The sequence below is a fragment of the Streptomyces aidingensis genome (genome assembly GCF_900112355.1).
Lineage (GTDB): Bacteria > Actinomycetota > Actinomycetes > Streptomycetales > Streptomycetaceae > Streptomyces > Streptomyces aidingensis.
Genome location: NZ_FOLM01000015.1, coordinates 47,875 through 70,029, shown reverse-complemented (window position 1 = coordinate 70,029; position 22,155 = coordinate 47,875). Strand labels below are relative to the sequence as shown.

The following is a 22,155-nucleotide window of genomic DNA, read 5'->3' as shown; positions in this document are numbered from 1 at the left end:
ATCCCTACCCGGCGCGCATCCCCCCGACGCTGCGGTCCTGCCAACCCGACCGGGAACAGGCCGTCTTGGTTCAGAGCCGGGGTCGTATTGCGGTCGTGCGGGCGTGGATGATCCGGGAGCCCAGTTCCTCCAGCCGGGCGGCGAGTGCGGGCGGGGGCAGGGCGAGATTAAGCACGTGCTGGTGGAGGATGATCGCGCCGCTCGCGCCGCCCGACGGGATGCGCACCATGGTGGCGTCCCCCTCTCCATCCCCGTTTCGATCAACGCAGATCAGGTGTCCTTCGGAGAGGCCGAAGCGGATGCAGTACGCGAGGAGCTGGTAGAGATTGGCGGACCGGATGCCCTCCTGGTACTTCGCGTCGGCCACGATCACGGGACGCAAACCGCCGTCCGGCTCCGGCAGATGGTGCACCAGGTCCGGCAGCAGCTCGTGCTTCCGCCGGTCGTCCAGATAGTGGGTGCGGCGCGGCTGGGCCATGGCACGTCCGCCGAGCCGCCGTTCCAGCACCGCGCCCAGCGCCTTGGCGAGGAACTCCTCGTACACCTTCTCCATGTTGAGCAGCAGGCCGTCCACGCGGACCCGGCGGCCGTCGCGGTACTCGAAGGAAGAGCCGCGCACGACCAGCCGGGCGAGCTGGAGGGCCGGGCCGTAGCGGGCGTTCATCCTGGTGGGCCGGCACTCGGCCACCGGGGCACCGGGCTGCGGGGCGGTCACGCCATCGAGCCGGGCGTCGATCCGCCGGAGCCGCGCCCGTACCCGTGGTTCGAGGCCGGGCAGCCGGGCCAGCCGGCGGGCCGCCCCCAGCAGGAGCTGGTTTTCCGGGATGTCGGTGGTGTGCTCGTCGTAGGCGATCTCCAGCGGAAGCGCGACACCGGGGCGGCGACGGAGCTGGGCGGCGGCCCGCAGCCGCCCCCGGAGCATCATCGAGGTGGCCTGCCGGTCCCGGTACCCGGTCAGCGGCCCGGGGCCAAGGGCCCGCTCGGCCAGCTCGGCGAAACGCCGGGCCAGCACCGGGAACAGCTCCCGGCGTGCCGCGCCGTCCACCGGTCCGGCATCCCAGACCGCACGGCGGTCCTGCGCGTAGGAGAGGAGAAACAGCAGGCGGTCCACCGGGACCTTGGGCGCGATATGGAGCTGTACCGTCCCCTCCCCGGCCCCGAGCCGCACCGCGCCGACCGTGCGGCGCGCCCGCAGCTGCCACCGGCGGCCGTCCGCGCCCCGGCCCGCCGGGCGAATCTGCACGTACTTCTCCGCCTCGGTGCGCAGGGTGTCGACCTGGGCCGCGTTCAGTGCCCAGGTGCTCCATTCGTCGCCCTCGGCAACCGTCACGGGAGGCGGTGGACCGCTCGGCCGGCGGGGGCCGCCGGTCATGGGGTGGCTTCCCGGGCAGCCGGGAGCGGCGAGCCGTCCTCGGTGGGGACCGTGGTAGTGGAGGGGGCGGCAGTTGTGGAGGGGGTGCTGGTGGGGGCGGGGGCGCTGGATGCGGGGGACGTCAGGCCGGCCTCCTCACGGAGCGCGGCCAGGCCGTATTCCGCCTCAATATCGACCTCCTCGCCCCAGTGCAGTTCCGTCAGCAGGGGAAGGATCTGGTGGCGCCACACCCGTTCCAGGCCCTTGGGGTCCCGGTGCAGGCCGGGCCGCAGCAGGTAGGAGGGGCCGATCCGGAAGTCGGCGTCCTCCAGCCGGGCCTGTTCGATTCGCCGGTTCAGCGCGTCCAGCAGCTTCGCGGCGTCCTGCGGCAGTTCCCGCTGCTCCAGCCATGTGGTGAGCACCTTGTTCACTGGTGGCTTGGTGGGGTGCAGCTCCATGAAGGAGAAGCGGCGGCGCATGGCCGCGTCCATGAGAGCGATGGAACGGTCCGTGCTGTTCATGGTGCCGAGAATGACCAGATTGCGGGGAAGCCAGAAGCGTCGTCCCTCGTCGGAGCCGTAGAGCAGATGGACGAACTCGTTCCGGTACTCCAGCAGGAAGTACAGCTCGCCGAACACCTTGGCCAGATTCCCCCGGTTGATCTCGTCGATGACCAGAACGAAGATCTCGCCCGGGCTGCGCTGCGCCCGCTCGGCCATGGTTTTCAGCGGGCCTGGAACGAGATCGAAGACGATCCCCGATCCGGCGTCGGACAGACTCCCCTGCTGCGGCCTGCCGCCGGTGCGGTCCCTTCCGCCGCTGCCGGAAGCCGGTCCGGAGCCGAGGGGCACGGCGCGCGGCCGGAAGCCCTCGAAGAAGTCCTCGTAGGAGTAGGCCGGGTGGAACTGCACCAGCTTGACGTTGGCCTCCCGGTCGCCGGTGAGGTGGCGGGCAAGGGCGAGAGCGGTGTACGTCTTCCCGGTGCCGGGCGGCCCGTACAGGATGAGCTGGGGCCGGTCACGCAGAAGGGCCACGCAATCGTCCAGCCAATCCATGGACGACTCCATGGTCAGCTTCTCGGCCAGCTCCTCGGTGGCATCGGGCAGTTCGGCCGCGTCCCCGGCGTCCGTGGGAGCCTGCTCCGGGTCCTCGTCCAGCAGCACCTCCAGGTCGCCGGTGAACTCGGACAGATCGACCAGTCCCGTGTTCGGATTGCCCAGCGGTCCGGCCAGGGCACGCGGCAGGTCCACCAGCCCCAGCGGGCTGTCCAGGTTGCGCCACTCCACGGGCCGCTGGAGCACGGTGCCGCTCCCGGTGGCGGTCTGCACCGCCGGACCGGCCACCGTGCCGAGATAGACCCGGTCGCCGTCGGTGGTGGCGACGATGTCGCCTTCCCGCATCCGGGACAGGAAGGTGTGGAGGGTGGTGACCGTCTCGGCGCGCCGGGCCTGGTTCAGGTCCGAGTAGTGAGTCTCGACCACCTCCCGGACCTCCGCAGGACCGGCCCCCTCGGCCAGAGTGGGGAGACGATCGGCGGGCACGGTGCAGACACCCTTGTCCCGCCACAGGCCGCTGATCAGCGCCATGCCCCGGGGGTCACTGCCACGGATCAGCCAGGCCCGGCGGGGTGGCCGCTCGGCGGCCGACGCGGCCGGGGCGAGCGCCGAGTCCAGTTCCCGGAGGACAGCCACAGTGGCCTGCCGGTCCAGCACCGCCCGCACCGCGTACGCGCCCGACGCGGCGGAGTCGTAGAGACCGTCCCGCTCCAGGAGGGAACGCCACTCGTCGTACTCGCCCGGCTCCAGGCCGAGTTCGGAGGAGACCTCACCATCGTTGTCCAGCGCCAGATACCAGCCGGTGGGACGCGCGCTCTGCAGCCAGTCGCGCAACGGCTCCGGTTCCAGCCCGACCGCCGCCGCCAGGTCCTTGATTGCGACCCAGCGACGGTCGTCGGTCAGCGCCTCCAGCAGTTCCCCGGCGCGGTCGAAGGACGCACGTTCCTGGTCCCAGTAGGAGAAGCGCTCATGTGCCAAAGTCAGGAAGCCCACCGGATCGTCGTTGAGGGCGGCGACCTGCCGACGCCCCGGCGCGGTGAGCCGCCAGACCCGGCCGTCCTTGCGCAGCCAGCCGGCCTTGCCGACGTCGATGCTTCCGAACCTCATCCTGGACCGAAGCACGGTCACCGGCTCTCCGGTCGCGGCCACCCACTCGTCGGCAAGAGCCGGATCTTCCCGAAGAAGCTGGTCCCACACATCCGCCAGGGCGAGCCCGTGCCCTGTGGGCTGCTGGATCAGTACCTTCATGGCGCCCATCACGGCCCGCGCCTTGAGCTCGACGGCTGCTGTCATGACGCGCCCCCTCGGCTGTTCGTCCGTCTTCCGGCTCCTGGGTCCCCAACATAACGGCCACCACCGACAATCGGCGCGCGGCTGCCGAGACAGGAGAGCTTCTCCGAACTCAATCTCAGGGAGATGTTCACCCGTTCGGGGAAAGCGGTGGCAGGTACGCGTTGGCCATCGGTAGAACGGCCAAGGGTGAGCGCCCAAAAGCCGGGAATGGCACCGGCGGACAGGACCGGCGATCGCCTGTGCGAACGGGAGAGGGGCACGGCATGGCGGACGCACAGCATGTGGACGAGTCGGCACTGGGTCCGGACGCGATGATCGCGAGACGTCTGAAGTTCCACCGCGCGAGGCTCGGTCTCAGCCAGCGCGAGGTGGCCGAGATGATCGGCTACCCCCAGTCCTACATCGCTCGCATCGAGACCATGAAACAGCGCCCGTCCGACGCGGTGGCCGCAGCGCTGGACGAGAAACTCGGAACCCACCGCGAGTTCACCGATCTGCTGGAGATGGCCCGGTCCATGCTCATCCTGCCCGGATCACGGGAAACCGTTGCCAAGGAGACCGAGGCGGAACGCATCCGTGTATTCAACAGCAGCGGAATTCCCGGACTTCTGCAGACGGACGAGTACGCCCGCGCACTCATTCGCAAAGGTTTGCCCCGCGAGAGCAACGAAGAAATCGCGGAGAAGGCCGCAGAACGACTCCGGCGACAGGCCAGGGTCTTCGGCAAGGAAGACCCGCCGTTCTATCGGGCGGTGATCGACGAGGCCGCGCTTGCTCGGCCGGTCGGCTCCAAGAAGATCATGACAGAACAACTGCGAAGGTTGCTCACATATCGGGAGAATCCACTCATTCGGATTCAAGTGCTGCCATTCAACAGCTTCGAACATGGGATGCAGGGAGGTAGCCTGTTCTTGCTGGACCTCACAGAAGGGGGCACAATCGCCCTGGTCGAGAGCTTCCGGACAGGCCACGGGATCGAGTCTCCCCGAGAGGTGGCAGAGTATGAGGAGCTGTTCGAGGCCACACAAATGGCCGCCCTCTCCGAGAAGGCGTCCAGCGACGTAGTCCTCCGATATCTCAAGGAATACGAGCATGAATCCGACGACTGAAATCCAGTGGCGCAAGTCCAGCTACAGTGGGGAATCGAATGGCGCCTGCCTTGAAGTTCAGGACGGCCACCCCGGAGTCGTTCCGGTTCGGGACAGCAAGGCGCCGCACATGGGACACCTAATCTTCTCCGGCGACTCGTGGCAGCCGTTCGTGACCAGCCTCAAGAGCTGAAGCAATCCCAGAGGGCCCCCGTAGAGCACCACCGGGGGCGCTCTGTGCTCACTTCCAGAAGCCGAGCTGTTCGTCCGCCCCTACCTCGGTAACGCTGAAAAGGGCCTCATCGTCGGCGTCTGCCTCAAATTTGGCACTGCCACGGCCCCCGGACGTGTCCGGTTCAAGGGTTGGCCGAGCGAGTGGGCTGGCACCCGGCGGATGGCGGCGGCCACGCCCAGGGGCAGGATCAAGATCAGGGTGTACATACCGCGTACCGTGCTGTGCCGCCTTCTCCATCGCACGATAGATATTGAGAATCTCTTCCTTTAGCTGCTCAAATGCCCACGGATTCTTGTTGCGGAAAGCTCGAAAACTATCCAAGACCACCGCAATTTCCTGCTCCGACAACCCATAGAGGACGAAGTAGGCAGCGTCCAACTCAGCACGAATCAAGAAGCGCCGATTATCGTCCCAGCAGAATGGCGGCCCTTCATCACCCAGGAAGCGCGCAAAGGAAGAAATTTCATGAGAGGTATAACTGAGTTCGAGTACGCGCGCAGTGATCCAGTCACGAGGAGCCTCCCCCGCAAGCCAGGCAGCCGGGCGGGCGTAGATATCCGGCGCCAAGACCGGCAGTTGCTCCAGATACGCGTAAGTCAAATGAGCGCCCGAAATCTTCTGCCTCAGTGAGAAGTCGAGCGCAATAGATGAGAGATTAGCCAACAGAAGCCCGGGGAAAGACTCATTGACCGCAGGGAAAAGAATAGGGACTGTGTGCCCGACAGCAGTGCGGGGAAGCACTGAAGGAATCGCGGTTCGCTCGTCCGAGGCCCGACAGACATCACGCCAGCCCACAAGCCAGCCGTATGGCCAATCCGTCTGCGGTTTCGACGGCTCGGCAGCGAGCCGGGCATCGACTTCGTCCTCCAGCACCCAGTAGCGCGGCTTCGGCAGCGCATGGGGGTCCTGATGTGCCTCTGTGTCCAGCCGGGGCAGGGTGCCCTTGTTGATCTGTGCCTGCGTGGCATTCTCGTAGGTGGAGAATCGTGGGTCGTAGTGATGGATGAACTTGCCCTCGTAGAGCGGAAGGGCGCGAGCGTCGCCCTTGGAAAAGGTCGTTCCCGCTCGGGACCAGCCATCGGCAAGTAGACGGTCTTCCGGAAGGAACCGTTTGGAGTCAGTGGCCATGTCGAACATCCGCATAAAACGCACACCCCATGGGTTGCGCTCATCAGCTGTCCCCTTGCCCGACCACAGGACCGGCACTCGTTCGTGAATCTTCCGGAGGATGGCGAAATGTTCCGGGCTGTCGCACACCGGCGACGTACGCGAGTTGGGGTTGATGGTCTGGAAGCCTGCCGCATCCAGTTCGAAGGTGCGCATGTCGAGTTGGTCGGGGCGGCGGGCGCGGAAGGCGAGGCGGGCGTGCTCGTGGCGCCGGGCCGGGCCGGAGACCGTGAACAGGCAGAAGCGGTACTGGTTGTGGACGTCGGGGAAGAGCTTCTCCTCGTTCTCCATGTCCAGCACGGTCACCAACTGCTGCCGCTCCACCAGGTCGCCGAAGAAGCGGGAGGTGGTCAGGTCGGTGGCGATGCCGGTGGGGAGGACGAGGCCGGACATGCCCTCGGGTGACAGCAGCATACGGGCGCGCTCGGCGAACACCGCGTACAGATTCACGTCGCCGTGACCGGTGAGCGGGAAGATGCCGGAGCTGCGCAGCATCAGCGTGGTGCCCGCCGCTTCCCGCAGGGCGGTCTGGAACAGCTCGTAGTGTTCCCGGTCCACGGGGTCGTCGCTGGTCTGAAGCCTGGCGATCATCTTCTTGCGTTCGTGAGCGTTGAGGGCGTCGGCGATCGTCTCGTCCCGGGTGGCCCACCACTCCTTCTCCTGGATCTTGACCCGCTCCCAGGGCGGGTTGCCCAGCACGCAGTCGAAGCCGCCCTGCCAGCCGGTGTCGGGGTTGTGGTCGGGGGCCTCGTCGTCCTCGACGCGGAAGACGCGGGGAAATTCCAGGTGCCAGTGGAAGAACTGGTTCCGGGAGGCGATGTTTTCCAGGGTCTGCTCGCCCAGCGCTTCGCGCTCCGCACGCTGCTCGGCAGTCTCCTGCTTCGCCGCCTCGGCGTCGGCCGGCGGTGGCGGGCCGGGGAGCCGTCCGCCCTCGGCGAGTTCCAGCAGCACGGTGCTGGTGATGGCGGGCGGCGCGCCCTTGCTCTTGGGCCACAGAAAGGCCGCGCACCAGGCGTCGGCGACTCGCTTGAGCTTCCGGCGCTCATCCGACTCGTTGACGAACTGCTCGTAGCGGCGGGCCTGTTCGCGGATATCCGCCAGGCTGTTGCCCGGCAGAGCGGCGAGCCGCTCCGCCTCCACCCGGAGCTTGCTGGTGCTGGTGCGGTGGAACACGCCGCCGAAGGCCCGCTGGGTGCCGGTGCCGTTGGCCCTCTCCCGCTTGTTCGCCGCCTTGAGCCCTTTGAGGATCTCGCCGTCGTCCCCGCTGAGCTTCTTGAACGCGCCGTCCGGCAGGCCGCCCGCGATCAGCTTGGGCGTGGTGCCCAGCAGGGCGTTGCCCACCTTGATGCGGTCGTCGAGGTAGGCGAGCGGACGGCCGGGTTCCAGGGACTCCAGCCACAGGGAGACCTTGGCGATCTCCACCGCCAGGGGGTTGATGTCCACTCCGTGCACGCAGTGCCGGACAACCTCCGCGAGTGCCGCACGCACCTTCTCGGGTGCGGGTTCGGGGTCTCCGGTGTCCAGCACCGCGTAGCGGTGGGCGATGCGGCGGGCAGCGGCGACCAGCACATGGCCCGAGCCGCAGGCCGGGTCCACGAAGCGGATCTTCAGCAGGTCACGCGGGTTGCCGGAGGCGGCGTAGCGGTCGAGGACCGGGTCCAGCGCCTCGTCCAGCAGCTTCTCGATCACCGACACGGGCGTGTAGTAGGCGCCGGTGGTCTTGCGCTTGTTGCCGGCCAGGGTCTGAAGCTCGAACTCGCCGTGTGCCGTGCGCCGGGGCCGCAGTTCCAGCAGCGACTCGTAGACGCTGCCCAGTTCTTCCGAGCCCAGGTGGCGGTAGTCGACGCGCTGCCACCGGCCGCCCTTGTCCCGGACCCGGCAGAGCAGCCGGACGGCCTCCAGCAGCCGGTTGTTGACCAGGGTGGCGCCACGCAGCGGTTCGGCCGAGCCGAGCCGGGTCGCGGCGGTGTCGGCACCGGCACCGGTGTTCCGGTCGTCGCCCAGGAAGTACAGGCCGCCCAGCTCCGGGAGGGCGAGGGCGGGCAGGCCGCCGTCGGTGCCCAGGGCGTCCAGCACCCGGCGCAGGGCGGGCCACAGGTCGGTGTTGCGGTCGCCGGGTCGGCGCAGGGCGATGCGGCGCAACCGGCGGGTGGAGAAGAAGTCGGTGTAGCGCTCGCGCGCGGCTTCCGTCGTGGGCGAGTCATCGGGGTCGAGGAGGACGCCCCGGTCCTCGGCGACGAAGAGGAAGATGAGCTGATAGGCCAGGCGCAGCAGCTCGTGGTGGAACTCCTCCAGCGCCTCCTGGCCCCCCCGGGCCACCGCCGCCCGCAGCGGCTCGTTGGCTTCGAGGAAGCCGGTGCCGAGCACGCCGAGGGCTTCGGCGACCTGGTCGCGGAGGCGGTCCCGGGCGCGCAGCCCGGTTTCCAGGGAGTGGGTGCGCAGCCACTCGATGCGGCAGTCGGCGGGGGTGAGTGGCGGAGCGTCGGGGTCGTCGTCGAGCGTGGGCCGGTCGGAGCCGGGGGCAGAGTCCGGGGCCGGGAGGTCCTCCGCCTCTTCCCGGTCGTCGTCCTCGCCGGTGCCCTCGACGTCCGGTGCTTCGTCTTCTCCGGCGTCTCCGGTCTGTCCGGCGCGCTCCTCCTCCGGTGCGGTGTCCGTCGCGGCGCGGCGGCGTCCCTTACGGGGTTTGGCGACGAGTTCGAAGCGGGAGGCGTGCAGCAGGGAGTACAGCAGCACGAAGTCGGCGTACTGCTCGTTGTCGAAGATCGCTTCGAGGTCGAACTCCAGGTAGGCGGAGCCGACCAGGGCGGTGGAGTCGCGCAGGATGCGCAGCACCTGCCCGTTGGAGAGCACGCCCCAGACGTGGCCGGGCGAGATGTTGAGGAGTTCCTGGAGCACCGACTGCGGGGCGCGGCGGGTGCCGACCCTGCGGTCAAGCGGGGTGCCCCAGGCGAGCAGGTGGACCGGGAGGTGCTGCTGCCAGCGGTGGCTGGCGCGCAGCCGTTCGTCGCGGCCGGGGGCGGTGACGGTGACGCCTTCGGCGCTGAGCGGCCCGTAGCCCAGCTCGGAGAAGAGCCGCAGCAGCCAGGCCCGGCGGGTCAGCGTGGTGGCGGCCTTGTCGCCGGGCAGGGCGTCGAGGTCGGCGCGGAAGGCACGGTAGGCGCCGGTGAGGGCGGCCCAGGCGCGGCCGGCCGCGTCACCGACGCGTTCGCCCCGGTAGAGGCCGTAGTCGGCGGGGGCGCAGCCGGGCAGCTCAGGGTCGCCGGCCGCCAGGCGGGCCAGCAGGTCGGGGGTGAACAGGCGGCCCTCGATCCGCACCGAGGAGGCGGTGAGGGGGCGGAATTCCGCGATGGGGGCGGTCATGGCGGTCAGGGGAGTCACAGGGGTCACCGGTCACCTCCGGCGGGGACGAAGGCGTAGACGCCGAGTTCGTCGGGCGGCCCGGCGGGGATCACGTCGATGCGGCGGGCGGCGGCGGCGCCCCGGGCCCGGCCGCGTTCGCCGGCGGCCTCGCGCACCCGCAGATGGGCTTCGGCGAGCTGCGCGGCGAGGCGGTCGCCGTACGCTGCCAGGTGGTCGCGCACCTCCTCGGAGGCCAGCTCGCGCAGAGCGCGGCGGGTGGTGCGGTGGCGCAGTTCGGCCATGACGTTGCCGTCGGGGCGGGCGGCGAGCAGCGCGGCGGTCTCCTCCTCGCCCAGCCAGTGCAGCGCGCCGTCGTCGTCGGGGCGCCAGGCCAGTACGCGGGCGTCCTCGGCGACCAGTTCCTTGGGCCTGAGGTGGCGCGCGCGCGGTGGCAGGGTGAGCTTGAGGCGGTAGCGGGCCAGCAGCAGCACGGTGTAGGTGCCGACGGCCCTGGTGCGGATCACGCCGAGCCGCCGGGCGGGCCGCTCGTGGTCAGGGACGGCCGGGTCGAGGGCGGAGTCCAGGACGTAGCGGGCGACGGCGCGGACGGCGGGGTCGGTGCGGACCAGGGCGTGTTCATCGGGCGGCACGGGCAGATCCCGGTGGAACACCAGCTCGCGGGGGCCGGTGGCGGCGGTGGTCCGCTTTCTGGTCCTGGTGGCGGGCTTGGCGGTGGTGCGGCGGGCGGTGCGGCCGGTGCCGGCCGCGGCGGCGGCCTGGTCCTCGGTCTCGTAGACGCCGAGGGCGTGCCGGAGTCCGGCGGGGAGGGGGGAGGGCTGGCAGGTGAAACCGGCCGCGCCCGGCAGGTCCCGGACGGGGGCGCCCAGGGCGGCGAGGGATTCGCGGGTGAACTCGGCGATGTCGCCGGGCTCGCCGAGGACTTGCCGCAGCGCGGTGAGTTCGTCCTCCACCTCCTGGGGGCGCATGCCGGAGTGGGCGAATTTGGTGGGGACCTTGGATTCGCGTTCGGCGGCGCTCTCCCATTCCCGGTGCAGCGCATCGCGGGCGGCGCCGATCTGTTCGTCGGCACCGAAGTCCAGGGTGAGCTGGCCGGGGCCGGGGCCGCCGGGACGGCCGCGCAGCAGCAGGCTGTTGGTGAGCGCCTGAAGGACACCCTCCCCGCTCTGCGGCACGGGAAGGGCGACTCCGGTCTGCTGGGCGATGTCGCGGTGCTTGCGGATGAGGACGTCCAGCACGACCCCGTCGATACCGGTGTCGGTCTCGTAGAGGGTGACGGCGCGGACGCGTTCGCTGCGCTGGCCGAAGCGGTCCACGCGGCCTTCCCGCTGTTCGTGGCGGGTGGGGTTCCAGGACAGGTCGTAGTGGAGCACGGCGCTGAAGCGTTCCTGGAGGTTGACGCCCTCGGACAGGCAGTCGGTGGCGACCAGGACCTGGCGGCCGGGGCGGACGGTGAGCTGGGCGACGCGCGCCTCGCGGGCCTCGGGGGGCAGGTCGCCGGTGACGGCTTCGACGTGGGCCCGGCCGCCGAGGGCGGCGTCCAGGTGGGTGCGGACGTAGTGGGCGGTGGGGATGTAGCGGCAGAACACGATGGGGTCGTAGCCGTCGGCGAGCAGCGCCTTGACCTCGTTGATCAGCAGCCGGAGCTTGGCGTCGTGGTCGGGGCCGGACAGCTGCTCGGCACGCCGGGCGAACTCCTTCAGGCGGCGGTCCATGCGGCGGGGAGCGGCGGCTGCATCCGGTCCGCCCGTGCCGGTGGCGCTGCCGGGCGCGCCGGCAGCGTCGGCGGCGTCGCCGGTCCCGGCAGGGTCGAGCAGGGCGCCGGGGACGGCGTCCAGCCCTTCGGCGGCCTCCGCGTCCGTGGACTCCAGCACCGCGTCGCGGCCGATCCGGTCGGCCTCCTCCGGGGTGCGGGCGGCGCCGACGGCGGCCCGGGTGGTGAGGGTGGCTCGGCCGGCGGCCGGGGAGGACAGAACGCAGCGCAGCAGGGCCAGCACCGACCACCAGCTCATCCGGCGGCGCAGCTCACCGTCGGGCTGACGGACCTGACCGCGGGCGTAGGCGAGCACGTCGGCGACGAAGCCGGCGTACGCGGGGTCGAGGTGGTAGGGGACCTCGCGGACCATGCGGTCGGCGGGGAAGGGGGTCCGCTCGTCGAGGAACTGGCGGATGTCGCGGCGACGGCGCTGGACGAAGTGCCGGGCGAGCTGGTCCCGGTGGCCCGGGATGGCCGGGTCGAGCGCGGCCAGTTCCGGGTCGAGCAGCCCGATGAGCTTGGCGAAGGCGTCCCGGTCGCCGCTGTGCGGGGTGGCGGTGACCAGGATCAGGTGCCGGTCGGGGGCCACAGCCAGGCTCTTGAGCAGCTGGTGTCGCTGCTGGTGACCCTGCCCGGCACCGATACAGGTGTGGGCCTCGTCGACGATGAGCAGGTCGGGGCAGGTGCGCAGAAAGGCGTCCCGGCGTTCGCGCTGCTTGATGAAGTCGGTGGAGACCACGGTGTACGGGTAGCGGTCGAAGATCGTCTGGTCGGCCTCGACGATCGACCGCTCCAGCTTGCCCGCCGTGGAGGGCAGCACCAGCTCGGCGTCCAGGCTGAACTTGTCGTGCAGTTCCCGCTGCCACTGCTCGGCCAGGGCGGGTGAGCAGAGCACGGCCATCGAGCGGGCGGAGCCCTGTTCCAGCAGCTCCTTGGCGATCAGGGACGCCTCAATCGTCTTGCCGATGCCGACGTCGTCCCCGATCAGCAGCCGCACGGTGTCCATGCGCAGCGCGGCCATCAGCGGTACGAGCTGGTACTGGCGGGGCTGGACGGCGATGCCGGACAGGCAGCGGAACGGGCCGGCGCCGTTGGCGGCCGAGATCCGCAGGGCGGTGCGCAGCAGGGAGGCCGAGGCGAAGTCGCCGATCAGCTCGCTGCCGGGGGCGGGGCGGCCGTCTGTCCGGGCCGTGGCGGACGGGGCGGGGGGCAGTTCGGGGGCGGCGAAGCGGGAGTCCCGGGTCTCCTCGGCGAACAGCAGCGCGTCGTACTCGCTGTCCCCGTCCAGGGGGCGCACCCGCACGAATTCCGTGGTGGTGCCGGGCAGCACCACCCAGTCCCGGCCACGGGCGTGCACGACCGCGCCGGGGGCGTAGGTGTGGGTCATCGCGGTGCCCTTCCGGGGCCGAAGACGTTCGGGTGGTCCCGCACGACGTTATGCCACTCGTGCTCGCCGCCCGCACCGACCTCGATGACCAGCCAGCTCCGGTTCTCCAGGCGGATGCGGGCCCGGGGGCCGCGCAGCTCCTCGGGGACCTGGTGGCCGGGCAGGTCCAGGAAGACCGCGACCTCGGCGTCGGGCAGCCGGTAGACGAAGTCGGGCACGGCGCGGGCGGCGGGGATCTCCTCGCCGGTGGCGTCGGGGAGCCGGTAGCCGTGGGTGCGCAGCCAGCCGAGGAAGTCGTCGGCCCGGCCGTGGGGGGAGCGGGAGGCCAGCGCGGCGGCGTGCTCGTCGGGGCTGGTGGCGCGGGGGCGGTCCGGGATCGCCTCGCAGGCCGCCAGCTCGCTGAGCACGGGGACCGCCGTGCGGCGCCGGATATCCGGGTGGAAGAGCTGGTTGTGGTAGGTGAGCAGGCAGTCGTAGCAGCCGTACTCGCAGGGCTCGCTGGCGCCGTCGGCACGGCCCAGGTCGTGCCACCGGCCGTCGCGCTCCTGGTGGTGGATGATGTCCAGGGCCTGGCGGGCGACGGCGGCGATGGTGCCCGGTTCGTCGTGCAGCAGCCGCAGCACACCGGCACCGCCCTCGGCGCCCTCGACGAACAGCATGCGGGCCCGGTCCTCGGGGTCGGGCAGGTCCTCGCTGTACAGCTCGGCGTCCTCCAGTTGGAAGTACGCCTCGATCCCCCGCTCCAGCGCATAGCGCAGGGTGACTTGGGCGTATTTGTCCACCGGGTACGCCAGCCGCAGGACGGCGATGTTCTTGCTGTCCTGGACATAGGGCACGACCTTCTCGGTGCGGGCGATGCCGGCGAAGGAGCCCATGGCCTCCGCTTCCGCCGAGGTCTCGGCGCGCTCCGCCGCCTTGGTGTCGCTGAGCCACTGACCGGAGACCGGGTCGAGCCAGAAGCCGTCGTCCCCCGGGGCTCCCCGGGTCCGGCTGCGGCGCCGGCCGAGGTTGATCACCTGGACCGCGGCGTCGCCGTAGGTGATCTCGGCAATCGTGCGGCCGGTGCCGCCGCCGGTGCCGCGGGAGGCGCCGGGGGTGCGGAAGCGGGCGGTGAGGTGGCCGTGGTGGAAGCGGTAGGCGGTGCGCAGGGCGAAGGGCTCGCGCAGCCGCTCCTCCTCGTCCGAGGAGATCCGGCGGCGCGGCTCGGCGTGCACGGTGGTCAGCGGCATCAGCCGGCGCAGCACGCGGACCAGCCGAGCCTCGCAGTGCGCGCACCGGTCCTCCCCGTCCTGGCGTTCGTGCCAGTAGCCGCACTCGTCGCACACCTTGGCGTCCAGGGTGGCGATCCGGCCCGGAGACTCGCCGATCGGGATCTGCGCCCGGGAGACGGTGTAGCGGCGGCCCTCGTGGTAGATCAGCGCGCCGGGGCCGAACTCGCCGATGGCGATGAAGCGGGGGCGCTGGATGTAGGCGCCCTTGCGCTGCCCGTACTTGCCCTCCCCCGCCTCACCGGGGACAAAGGCGGCGAGTGGCAGCCGGGGGAAGGAATAGCCCGGCAGAAACCCTTCGGAGGCGAAGTAGCGGTAGGTGTAGAAGTCCGACCGGCTGTCGTCATCGGTGGAGTCGTTGCGCAGCAGGTCCAGCTGGCGCTCGGCCTGGATGCGGCGGGCCCGTGCCTGGCGGCGCTCGCGCGCGGTGACGGATGAGTCGTTGGCCAGGCGGTCCTGCTCCTCCCGCTCGTTCAGGGCGCTCCGGTAGAGGCGGCGCCAGCGGTCGCAGGCCCCGTCGAAGGTACGCGGCGCGTCCCGCACCTGGTCCGCGATCCAGCCGTCGTACCACCAGGCGGTGCGGTCCAGGTCCGCCGCCAGCGGGGCGAGGATGCGGGTGCAGCGCTCCACGGCGGCACGGCGGTGGACATCGCTCTCCATCGTGGTGCGCAGCTCGGGCAGCAGCGGCAGCGGGGCCTCACCGTCCGGGGTGCGGGCCGTCACGTCCAGGATTTCCGACATGCGGGAATGCAGCGCGGCACCCGTTTCGGCCAGCCAGACCGCGTGCACGTGGGAGCGGAGCAGGTCCTCGTTGGTGAGGTCGATGCGTGGCGGGGCCACACTGCCGGACACCATCAGGCTGGGCCGCCGGAAGTAGTACTGGTCATGGGCGCTGCCGGTGGAGCAGTAGGTGGTCACCAGGGCCGGCTGGCCGGAGCGGCCGGCCCGTCCGGAGCGCTGCGCGTAGTTGGCCGGGGTCGGCGGCACATTACGCATCGTGACGGCGTTCAGCTCGGCGATGTCGACGCCCAGCTCCATGGTGGGCGAGCAGAACAGCAGGGGCAGCTCCCCCGTCCGGAAGCCTTTCTCCCGCTTGACCCGCACCGGGGCGTCGACCTGGGCGGTGTGTTCCCTGGCCTCCAGTCCGGCGAGCTGGTCGGCGGTCTCCCGGTACAGGTCGCGGAAGAACGGGTTGACCCGGCCGCCGGCCGCGTCCGGGTCGAAGGTCTTGCGCACCGGGTCCGGCTCGGCGGCGTCGCCCTCCCCGCGTTGCCAGATGAGCGCGGAGACCTTGAGCTGGTGGCCGAGGGCGCCGTCCGGTCGTTCCTCGGCCACCCGCAGCAGGCCGGCCTCGCACAGCACGCGCAGCAAGTCCCGGATGATCTGTTCGGCATCCGCCTCGGTGAGCCGCTTGCCGGGCAGAAACTCGCCGGGCCTGCGCAGGTAGCGGCCGAAGCCGCCGCGTACGCCGAAGTGCACGGTGTCCGTTGCCTGGGCCCGCTGGGGGCGCGGCCCGGCGAACGCGATCCGGGCGGGAACACGGGGGTCGGTGTCCGGCACGGCCCACAGCCCGATCAGCCGCTCCCGGCTCCTGGCCACCAGCCGCTCGTGGCCTTCCTTGGTCAGCAGCTCCTCATGGACGGCCAGGCCCCGGCGCAGCTCATCGAGAAGTGTCCGGGCGATCTTCTCGCGGTGCGCAGGGTCGTCGCCCTCCAGGGCCGGGTGGGTGGTGCGCCACAGGTCGGCGTCGGCGGCGATCTCGGGCAGGGAGAGGTAGTCGAAGCGCAGCAGGCCGGTCTGGGACAGGTTCGGCATGGTGAGACGCCAGCCGCGCTCCAGGTCGGCGTAGAGGCGGTAGGCCAGGGCGAGCCGGAGAGCCTCCTGGGTTTCCTCCCACGGGCCGTACTTGGCCTCCGGGTTCTGGGCGTACGCCTCCCGGGGCAGGTCCAGCGCCTCGGCGACGGCCTGCGGCAGGGTGTCGTGGCGCAGGCCCTCCGGGTGGGCCTTGTGCAGCGCCCGGTAGAGCGCGCCCCGGATCTGGACCACCTGGACGAAGTCGTTGAAGTGGCCGGCCTGGAGGCTGGCGTCCTGCCGGTTGTCCACGAAGGTCAGCAGCTTGCGGGCGCGCTTGTTCAGCTCGGGCTGGGCCCGCAGGGAGCGGACGACGCTGGCGCTGACCAGAGAGACGGCGGAGCTGCGGCCCTCGGCGGCGAAGGTGGCGAGTTTGGCGAAGTCCCGGATGCGGGGCTGCTCGTATCCGACGCGGCAGCGCGGGCAGAAGCGGAAGGGGCCTTCGATCCACCAGGCGCGCATTCCCTTGCCCGGTTCGGTGTGCTTGCCGTCGGGGCCGACCCACACCTCCCGCGGGAGGTCGCCGGCGCGGGCCTGGACCACGGCGCGCCGCCCCTGGTCGTCCGTCTCCACCCAGCTTTCGGGGAGGCGGTCCAGGATCTCCGCCCGGTCGGCGGGCCAGGGCCGCTCGACGTCCACGTACAGGTATCCGTCGCCCGCGTCGGCGGGCGCCTCGGGGTCCTTGCGGGCGAAGTAGCGCTCATGCTCCCGGTCGAAGGTGACCGCGAGGAAGTCGTGGCCGCACTCGCGGCAGAAGTGCAGCGGCACCAGCGGCCGGTCCTCGTTTCCGGGCACCCGGAGCTGGTACTGGCTGGTCAGATGCCGGGGAGCGTCCGGGGCCTCAAGGCTGGCGTAGACGGTGTCGCCCTTGGAGAGGAACTGGTGCAGGCGGAACGCGAACAGGGGACGCTTCTTCTCGTCCTTGGCGCGGGCGCCCGCCAGCAGCATGGCCCTGATGGCCTGCTCGCAGTCGGCCTCCGGGACGGTACCGCCGCATGCGTCGCGCAGTTGCGCCGTGGCCTGCCGGATGGTGACCGGCGTGCGGCGGCGCAGCCGGCCGGTGCCCTCCTCCAGCTCCAGCCCGAAGGTGTCCTCGATCCACACGGCGAGCGGGTCGCTGCCGAGCTCCCGATAGGACGCCGGCAGGGCGTCCGGGCCAAGGGCGGCGCGGCGCACGGCGTCGGCCAGCGCCGCCCGCTGCTGCTCGGCATCGCCCGGCCTGCCGGATGGGGTCGTGGCCCGGTGCAGGGTCTCCCCGATCACGTGCTCCGGCCGCACCGTGGTACCGAAAAGGCGGGTGGCGACGGCGGCAACGGTCTCCTGCGTCTCGGCGAACGTCCGCGCCCTGGCCATGGTGGCCGAGGTCCCGATGCACTGGAGCCCGGGGGCCTCACAGGCGTCGCGCAGCCGGCGCACCAGCAGGGCCACGTCCGCTCCCTGCCGGCCGCGGTAGGTGTGCAGTTCGTCCAGCACGAGGAAGCGCAGGCCCTTGGCCGCGGTGATCAGCTCCTGGCGCTCCTCGGGGCGGGTGAGCAGGTACTCCAGCATCATGTAGTTGGTGAGCAGGATGTCGGGTTTGCGGCGCAGGACCGACTCCTTGTCCCTGCGGTTCTCCTGCCCGGTGTAGCGGTCGAAGGTGACCTTCCTGCTCTCCTCCGGTACCCCCTGCACCAGGTACCGCTCGAGCTCATGCATCTGGCTGTTGGCCAGCGCGTTCATCGGGTAAACGATGATCGCGGAGATGCCGTCCGGGTTGGGGTTCTTGAGAACCGCGTCAACGATCGGGATCACATAGGAAAGGCTCTTCCCCGATCCCGTGCCGGTGGTCAGCACGTAGGAACACCGCGCGGCGGCCAGCCGGATCGCTTCGCGCTGATGGTGGTGAAGCGTCAGCGTGGCCCCCACACTCTTTCCGTCCCGGCCCTTGTCCCTGAAGTACTCCATGCACCGGTGGTCCAGCCTCCCCTCGACAGACTCATCATCTGCGAGCTGGGCCACGGTCCCGCCCTCCCGGAACCTGGGATTGAGGGAGATCCACGGATCGGGCCATCGGGTCTTGCGCCGGCTCTCCTCGTCCAGATGGCGCCGGATATCCGGATCGCGGACCCACACCAGGGAACGGGTGAACTCCTCGTAGTCCTCGATGAGCTGCTGATGCGCCCTGAAGACATCCATGGTGCCGACGGCCTCCCTCGCCCGACTGACGGCGCCGTACCCGGCGCTCCCCCTGCCTCGGCACCGGGCCGGACGGGCAAGTCCGCACATTCCGGTGGAGACAACCCATCACCCTACTGGCCAGGAGTACCGTGCCGGCCCGCGAGTACCGGTTGTGATCGGATCGCGACAGCCGACCTCGCGGCCGCTCGGTACCAAACCGACCGACGCCCTCGTGTGTAAGGTAAGAGAGATCGCCGCCGTCGCCGCGCGGCGCGGTCCACCTTCAGCCGCTGCTGTTCGGATGCCGCCTCGCCGGCCAGATAGATACGTACCCGGCCACGCTCCTGCACCAGGCCGTCGTCGCGGAAGGCGAGCCGGTCCTCCCAGCCGGGGCCCGCGTCCAGGACACCCGGCTGCAGTCTCCAGTCGTCCCCGTACCGCAGGTGCGCCGTGGAATGACTGATGCCGATGTGCTTCATCAGTGCTTCGACGAGCTGACCGGTCTGAGGAGTGATGCGCCAACCTTCCCGTTCCGGCGGCAGGCCGAGCAGATCGTCCCAGATCCGCGGCAGCCCGCTTCCGCCGTCGTTGAGCCCGAAGATACCCGGCCTCCGGAACTCGCCCTGCTCGCTCCGCAGCGTCGGGTCGTGCAGGAAGACGGCCGGCTTGATGAACGGCACCCGGCGCGGGTCCTTGCCGGTGGCTCGGGCCGCGCGCTCCAGCCGGCTCTTGAACTCCTTCGTCTTCAGGTCCGTGAGGTGCAGGGGGTTCTTCAGGGTGCGCACCCGGTCGCCGTGGAACTGCCAGGTGTCTCCGTGGTTCACCAGGCGTCCGGGATGCCCCTTGAGTTCCAGCAGGTAAAGGCCGCCCGGAACGATGATGAGCGGGTCGCACTCGTTGACGCGCCCGGAGGCACCGGTGAACTGGAACGTCCCCCAGGCACGGTAGGGCTCTGCCTGCGGCATCAGCCGCCGGATGTGGTCCAGGCCCTCCTGCTCCCATCGGTAGCCGGAACGGCGGGCTGGAACCAGCGCTCCTTGCGCGGCGGCGGTCCGGGCTTGGGCACGGAGGACCGCGCTACGGGCGTCACAGGGGTACCTCCAGTCGTCGAAGCGGCCGATGAACGCAGGCTACTCAGTGAGCCGCCGGGAGCGTCCACCGCGGTGGACGCCTTGCCGGGACGACCCCGGCTCTGCATCCTAATCGGCCCCCATGACCTCCGCGGATGGTCCGACAAGCCGCTCTCTGCACGCCGTGCGACACAGGAACACACATCCGACCGTACCCCGGACGACCCCACGGTCCGGCCGACCGGTAGGTGCGCCGTCGCTTGAAGGTTCCCGAACAGAGACTCGAATAGCTCCTCCCGTTTCCTGTTTCCAACCTCATTTGGAAACAGGGAAAACCTCACATCCCGGCTCCACTTGTGGGACGCTTATCCGCGTCAGGACCGAGCCACGTCATCTCCGACCCAGTCCAGTTGCCACATCTCTCACTTCCGTCAGATTGCGCCTCAGAATGGGAGTCACCAAGAATGGTCCGCTGTTTCGGTGATGAACTCCGCAGGAGACGTAAAGAGAAGGGATTCAGACTGAATGAGTTCTCCCGGTCGATCGGCTACAGCAGCGGTTATGTGAGCAAGGTGGAGAGAGGGGTGATCCCGGCATCCCGCAGATTCGCCGAAGCATGCGCCCTGGCGCTGGAGTCATATGAGGAATTAGTGGCACTGATCGACGAAGGAACGACAACGGGGAAAGAGATCAGCGACATGAAGGCTTCCTGCGGACTTCCAGTTCCTCCCTCCCACTTTTCCGGACGCTCGGCACAACTCGACCGCCTCGTCACATTCCTCACCGATGAGTCCAGCGGCCCTCTCTGCGTGCTCAGTGGTATGCCCGGATCCGGCAAGACCGCCTTGGCACTCCAAGGGGCCTGGAAGGCGGCGGCTCATTTCTCCGACGGATGCCTGTTCTTCGACGCCGGGCACGAGTCGTCCGGCGGAGTGGAGGATATTCTCCTCTCGCTACTCAGGCTGCTCGACGTGCCCGAGAAGAAGATCCCGCCCCGGTCGGACGCGATGGCCAGTCTCTGGCGAAGTCAGATTGCCGGCAAACGCCTGCTGCTCGTCCTCGACAATGTCCTCAGCTCGGCGGACGTCGTTCCGCTGCTGTCGACTGAGCCCGGCTGCAAGGTCATCGTCACCAGTCGGAAACGCCTGAGCGCTCTCGACGACGCGGCCCGCCTGACCATCGGCGTCATGAAGGACGCGGAGGCCGACGCACTGTTCCGAACGATCGGAGGGGAGCAAGCTGCGCGCGCCGCGGACCATAGCGTCCGGGCGGTGGTGGACCATTGCGGCCGGCTGCCGCTGGCGGTGCGGATCGCTGCTGCTCGACTGCGCAACGGGCCGGTGCTGACCGTGGAAGAACTCGAAGCGAGGCTGTCGCACGAAGCCCACCGGCTCGAACTGCTCGACGACGGAGACCGCAGTGTCACCGCCGCCCTGACGGTGTCATGCGACGCCCTGAGTACGGAGCAGCGTCGCGTCCTCGCGCTGCTGGCGCTCTATCCCGGGCCGGGTATCGATCTCCACAGCGTCGCCGCCCTGGCGAACGTGACCCTGGCTCGCGCCGCCCTGCTCGTCGATGGCCTCGCGGATGTGCACCTCGTGTCCCACGAGTCGTCCCATCGCATCACGGTGCACAGTCTTGTGCGTCAGTTCGCCGGGCTCGTCATCCTCCCGCAGATCAGCATCGCGGAGCAGCAGGCCGCCACCCGGCGTCTGCTCGACCACGGCCTCCGCCTCGCCGTAGCCGCGGACAAGCTGCTCACCCCGCAGCGGTACCGGCCGCCCGTTGTTCTCGACGACTTCCCTGTAAAGGCCCTTCCGTTCGACAACCGGATTGCGGGGCTCTCATGGCTCGAATCGGAGTGGCGCAGCCTCGTCGCACTCTGCCATACGGCCGCAGACATCGGTCTTCACTCCCTGTGCTGGCAGTTGGCCTTCGCGCTGCGAGATTTCTTCTTTCTCACGAAACGGTGGGGACCTTGGATCGAGACCCATCTGCGGGCCGTTGAATGCGCCCGAGCGGGAGGCACTCGTGCATGGCTTGCCATCAGTCTGCACAATCTCGGTGTTGCTCACTCGGACCGGGGTGATTTGACCGTGGCCGTCGGCTACTTCAAGCAGTCTTTGGCCCTCTACCAGGAGCTGGACGACGATCACGGTGTGGTCAACGCCCTCTCCAGCCTTGCCTGGACCGAGCTCTACCTGGGCGACTACGTGAAGTCCATGGACGGTCTGCGCAGGGCGCTGATGTACTACCGGCGTCTGGGGAACACGCGCAATGCCGCCATAACCCTCCGCGGTATCGCTCTGCTGGAAGCCGAGCTGGAACTCTGCCCTGCCGCTGTCCGGCACGCTCAGCAGGCCCGTGCGGAATTCCACGCCCTGGGGCTGGATCTGGATGCCGTGATGGCGGTGAACTGCGCCGCGTGGGCGCATTTCCGTTCCGGCGACCATGATGCCGCCCGCGCCTGTTACGAGGAGGCCCTGGCCCTGGCCGACGGGTGCGCCAGCCGTTACGAGAAGGCCCGTTCGCTGACCGGGCTCGGCAACATTCAGCAGGCAGCGGGCCACCGTGACAGGGCGGCCGAGCTGTGGAAGCGCGCCGATGCCCTGTACGGCGGACTCGAACCGATGATGCTCGGGGAAGCGCGTGTCCGTCTGGCCTCCTGAGGCAACCCGGCATTCTCCCGCACCGGTCCCGGAGGTGACCCCGGCGGAGGTGCTGGCCGCACTCAGGAATCTTCGCAAGGGCTTCGGGATCGACGATCCCCGGGCCCTGAGCCGTGCGGGTGACGCTCTCCGCCAGGTCGCCGGTGTCGCCAAGGATGAGGGAGCGGCGGTGACGCGCGCCAGGATCAGAAGCTTCCTGCTGGAACTGACCGGCGAGCTGCCCCCGGGCATGACCACGCTCGGCAGGCAGGCGCTGGCCCTGGAAGGTTCTGCTGCCGGACGGTTCGGACAACGGCTGAACGGCATCGCCGCGCAGCTCGACCGTGACCCGCGCAGCGCCCGCCGGCGGGTGGACGCGGTACTTGAACGCCTTGCGGAAGAAGCGGTGGCGGTTACAGCGAGGCGTTCCGACCTGCCCGACGGCCGGACGGCCCCGGTGACAGCCACCGGT

At 70.0% G+C, this 22,155-nt stretch carries 9 protein-coding genes and 1 pseudogene; 4 read left to right on the top strand and 6 right to left on the bottom strand.

The annotated features are described in order from the left end of the window. Nucleotides 1–70: 70 nt before the first annotated feature. The gene (locus tag BM242_RS23060; protein WP_175541540.1) at nt 71–1,330 is read right to left on the bottom strand and encodes an McrC family protein; all 1,260 of its coding nucleotides are present in this window, start codon (nt 1,328–1,330) and stop codon (nt 71–73) included. 38 nt (nt 1,331–1,368) lie between these two features. After that, a complete protein-coding gene (locus tag BM242_RS30940) occupies nt 1,369–3,699 on the bottom strand; it encodes an McrB family protein (protein WP_093840830.1) in 2,331 nt (776 codons plus the stop codon). A 263-nt stretch (nt 3,700–3,962) separates the two neighbouring features. On the opposite strand from BM242_RS30940, the gene BM242_RS23050 reads away from it, so the two are divergent. Together BM242_RS23050 and BM242_RS23045 are read left to right on the top strand one after the other, a co-directional pair. Next, nucleotides 3,963–4,808: a helix-turn-helix domain-containing protein gene (locus tag BM242_RS23050; RefSeq protein WP_093840829.1), complete on the top strand. Its 846-nt coding sequence runs from the start codon at nt 3,963–3,965 to the stop codon at nt 4,806–4,808. Continuing rightward, on the top strand, nt 4,792–4,980 hold the full coding sequence (locus tag BM242_RS23045; RefSeq protein ID WP_093840828.1) for a DUF397 domain-containing protein: 189 nt from the start codon (nt 4,792–4,794) through the stop codon (nt 4,978–4,980). Before BM242_RS23050 ends, BM242_RS23045 begins: the two co-directional genes overlap by 17 nt. 48 nt (nt 4,981–5,028) lie before the next feature. On the opposite strand, the gene BM242_RS23040 is transcribed toward BM242_RS23045, so the two are convergent. From BM242_RS23040 to BM242_RS23025, 4 genes are all read right to left on the bottom strand, one after another. Beyond that, nucleotides 5,029–9,549, bottom strand: a complete 4,521-nt coding sequence (locus BM242_RS23040; protein WP_093840827.1) for an Eco57I restriction-modification methylase domain-containing protein — start codon at nt 9,547–9,549, stop codon at nt 5,029–5,031. Between the two features lie 23 nt (nt 9,550–9,572). Beyond that, nucleotides 9,573–12,689: a helicase-related protein gene (locus BM242_RS23035; protein ID WP_093840826.1), complete on the bottom strand. Its 3,117-nt coding sequence runs from the start codon at nt 12,687–12,689 to the stop codon at nt 9,573–9,575. Then, on the bottom strand, nt 12,686–17,983 hold the full coding sequence (locus BM242_RS23030) for a DEAD/DEAH box helicase (protein WP_093840825.1): 5,298 nt from the start codon (nt 17,981–17,983) through the stop codon (nt 12,686–12,688). The genes BM242_RS23035 and BM242_RS23030 overlap by 4 nt, the downstream gene beginning before the upstream one ends. A 113-nt stretch (nt 17,984–18,096) precedes the next feature. After that, a complete protein-coding gene (locus BM242_RS23025) occupies nt 18,097–18,996 on the bottom strand; it encodes an NERD domain-containing protein (protein ID WP_281254711.1) in 900 nt (299 codons plus the stop codon). Between the two features lie 503 nt (nt 18,997–19,499). Between BM242_RS23025 and BM242_RS31235 the strand changes: the two are divergent. Next, nucleotides 19,500–19,667, top strand: a pseudogene (locus BM242_RS31235) (helix-turn-helix domain-containing protein); the annotation flags it as partial. 18 nt (nt 19,668–19,685) lie between these two features. Next, nucleotides 19,686–21,704: a tetratricopeptide repeat protein gene (locus BM242_RS23020; RefSeq protein WP_245834425.1), complete on the top strand. Its 2,019-nt coding sequence runs from the start codon at nt 19,686–19,688 to the stop codon at nt 21,702–21,704. Nucleotides 21,705–22,155 lie beyond the last annotated feature (451 nt).

What these genes read in the sequence shown, in the direction of transcription:
- BM242_RS23045 (WP_093840828.1), top strand. Translation starts at nt 4,792, where the DNA reads ATGAATCCGACGACTGAAATCCAGTGGCGCAAGTCCAGCTACAGTGGG.
- BM242_RS23040 (WP_093840827.1), bottom strand. Translation starts at nt 9,549, where the DNA reads ATGACCGCCCCCATCGCGGAATTCCGCCCCCTCACCGCCTCCTCGGTG.
- BM242_RS30940 (WP_093840830.1), bottom strand. Translation starts at nt 3,699, where the DNA reads ATGACAGCAGCCGTCGAGCTCAAGGCGCGGGCCGTGATGGGCGCCATG.
- BM242_RS23035 (WP_093840826.1), bottom strand. Translation starts at nt 12,689, where the DNA reads ATGACCCACACCTACGCCCCCGGCGCGGTCGTGCACGCCCGTGGCCGG.
- BM242_RS23030 (WP_093840825.1), bottom strand. Translation starts at nt 17,983, where the DNA reads ATGGATGTCTTCAGGGCGCATCAGCAGCTCATCGAGGACTACGAGGAG.
- BM242_RS23050 (WP_093840829.1), top strand. Translation starts at nt 3,963, where the DNA reads ATGGCGGACGCACAGCATGTGGACGAGTCGGCACTGGGTCCGGACGCG.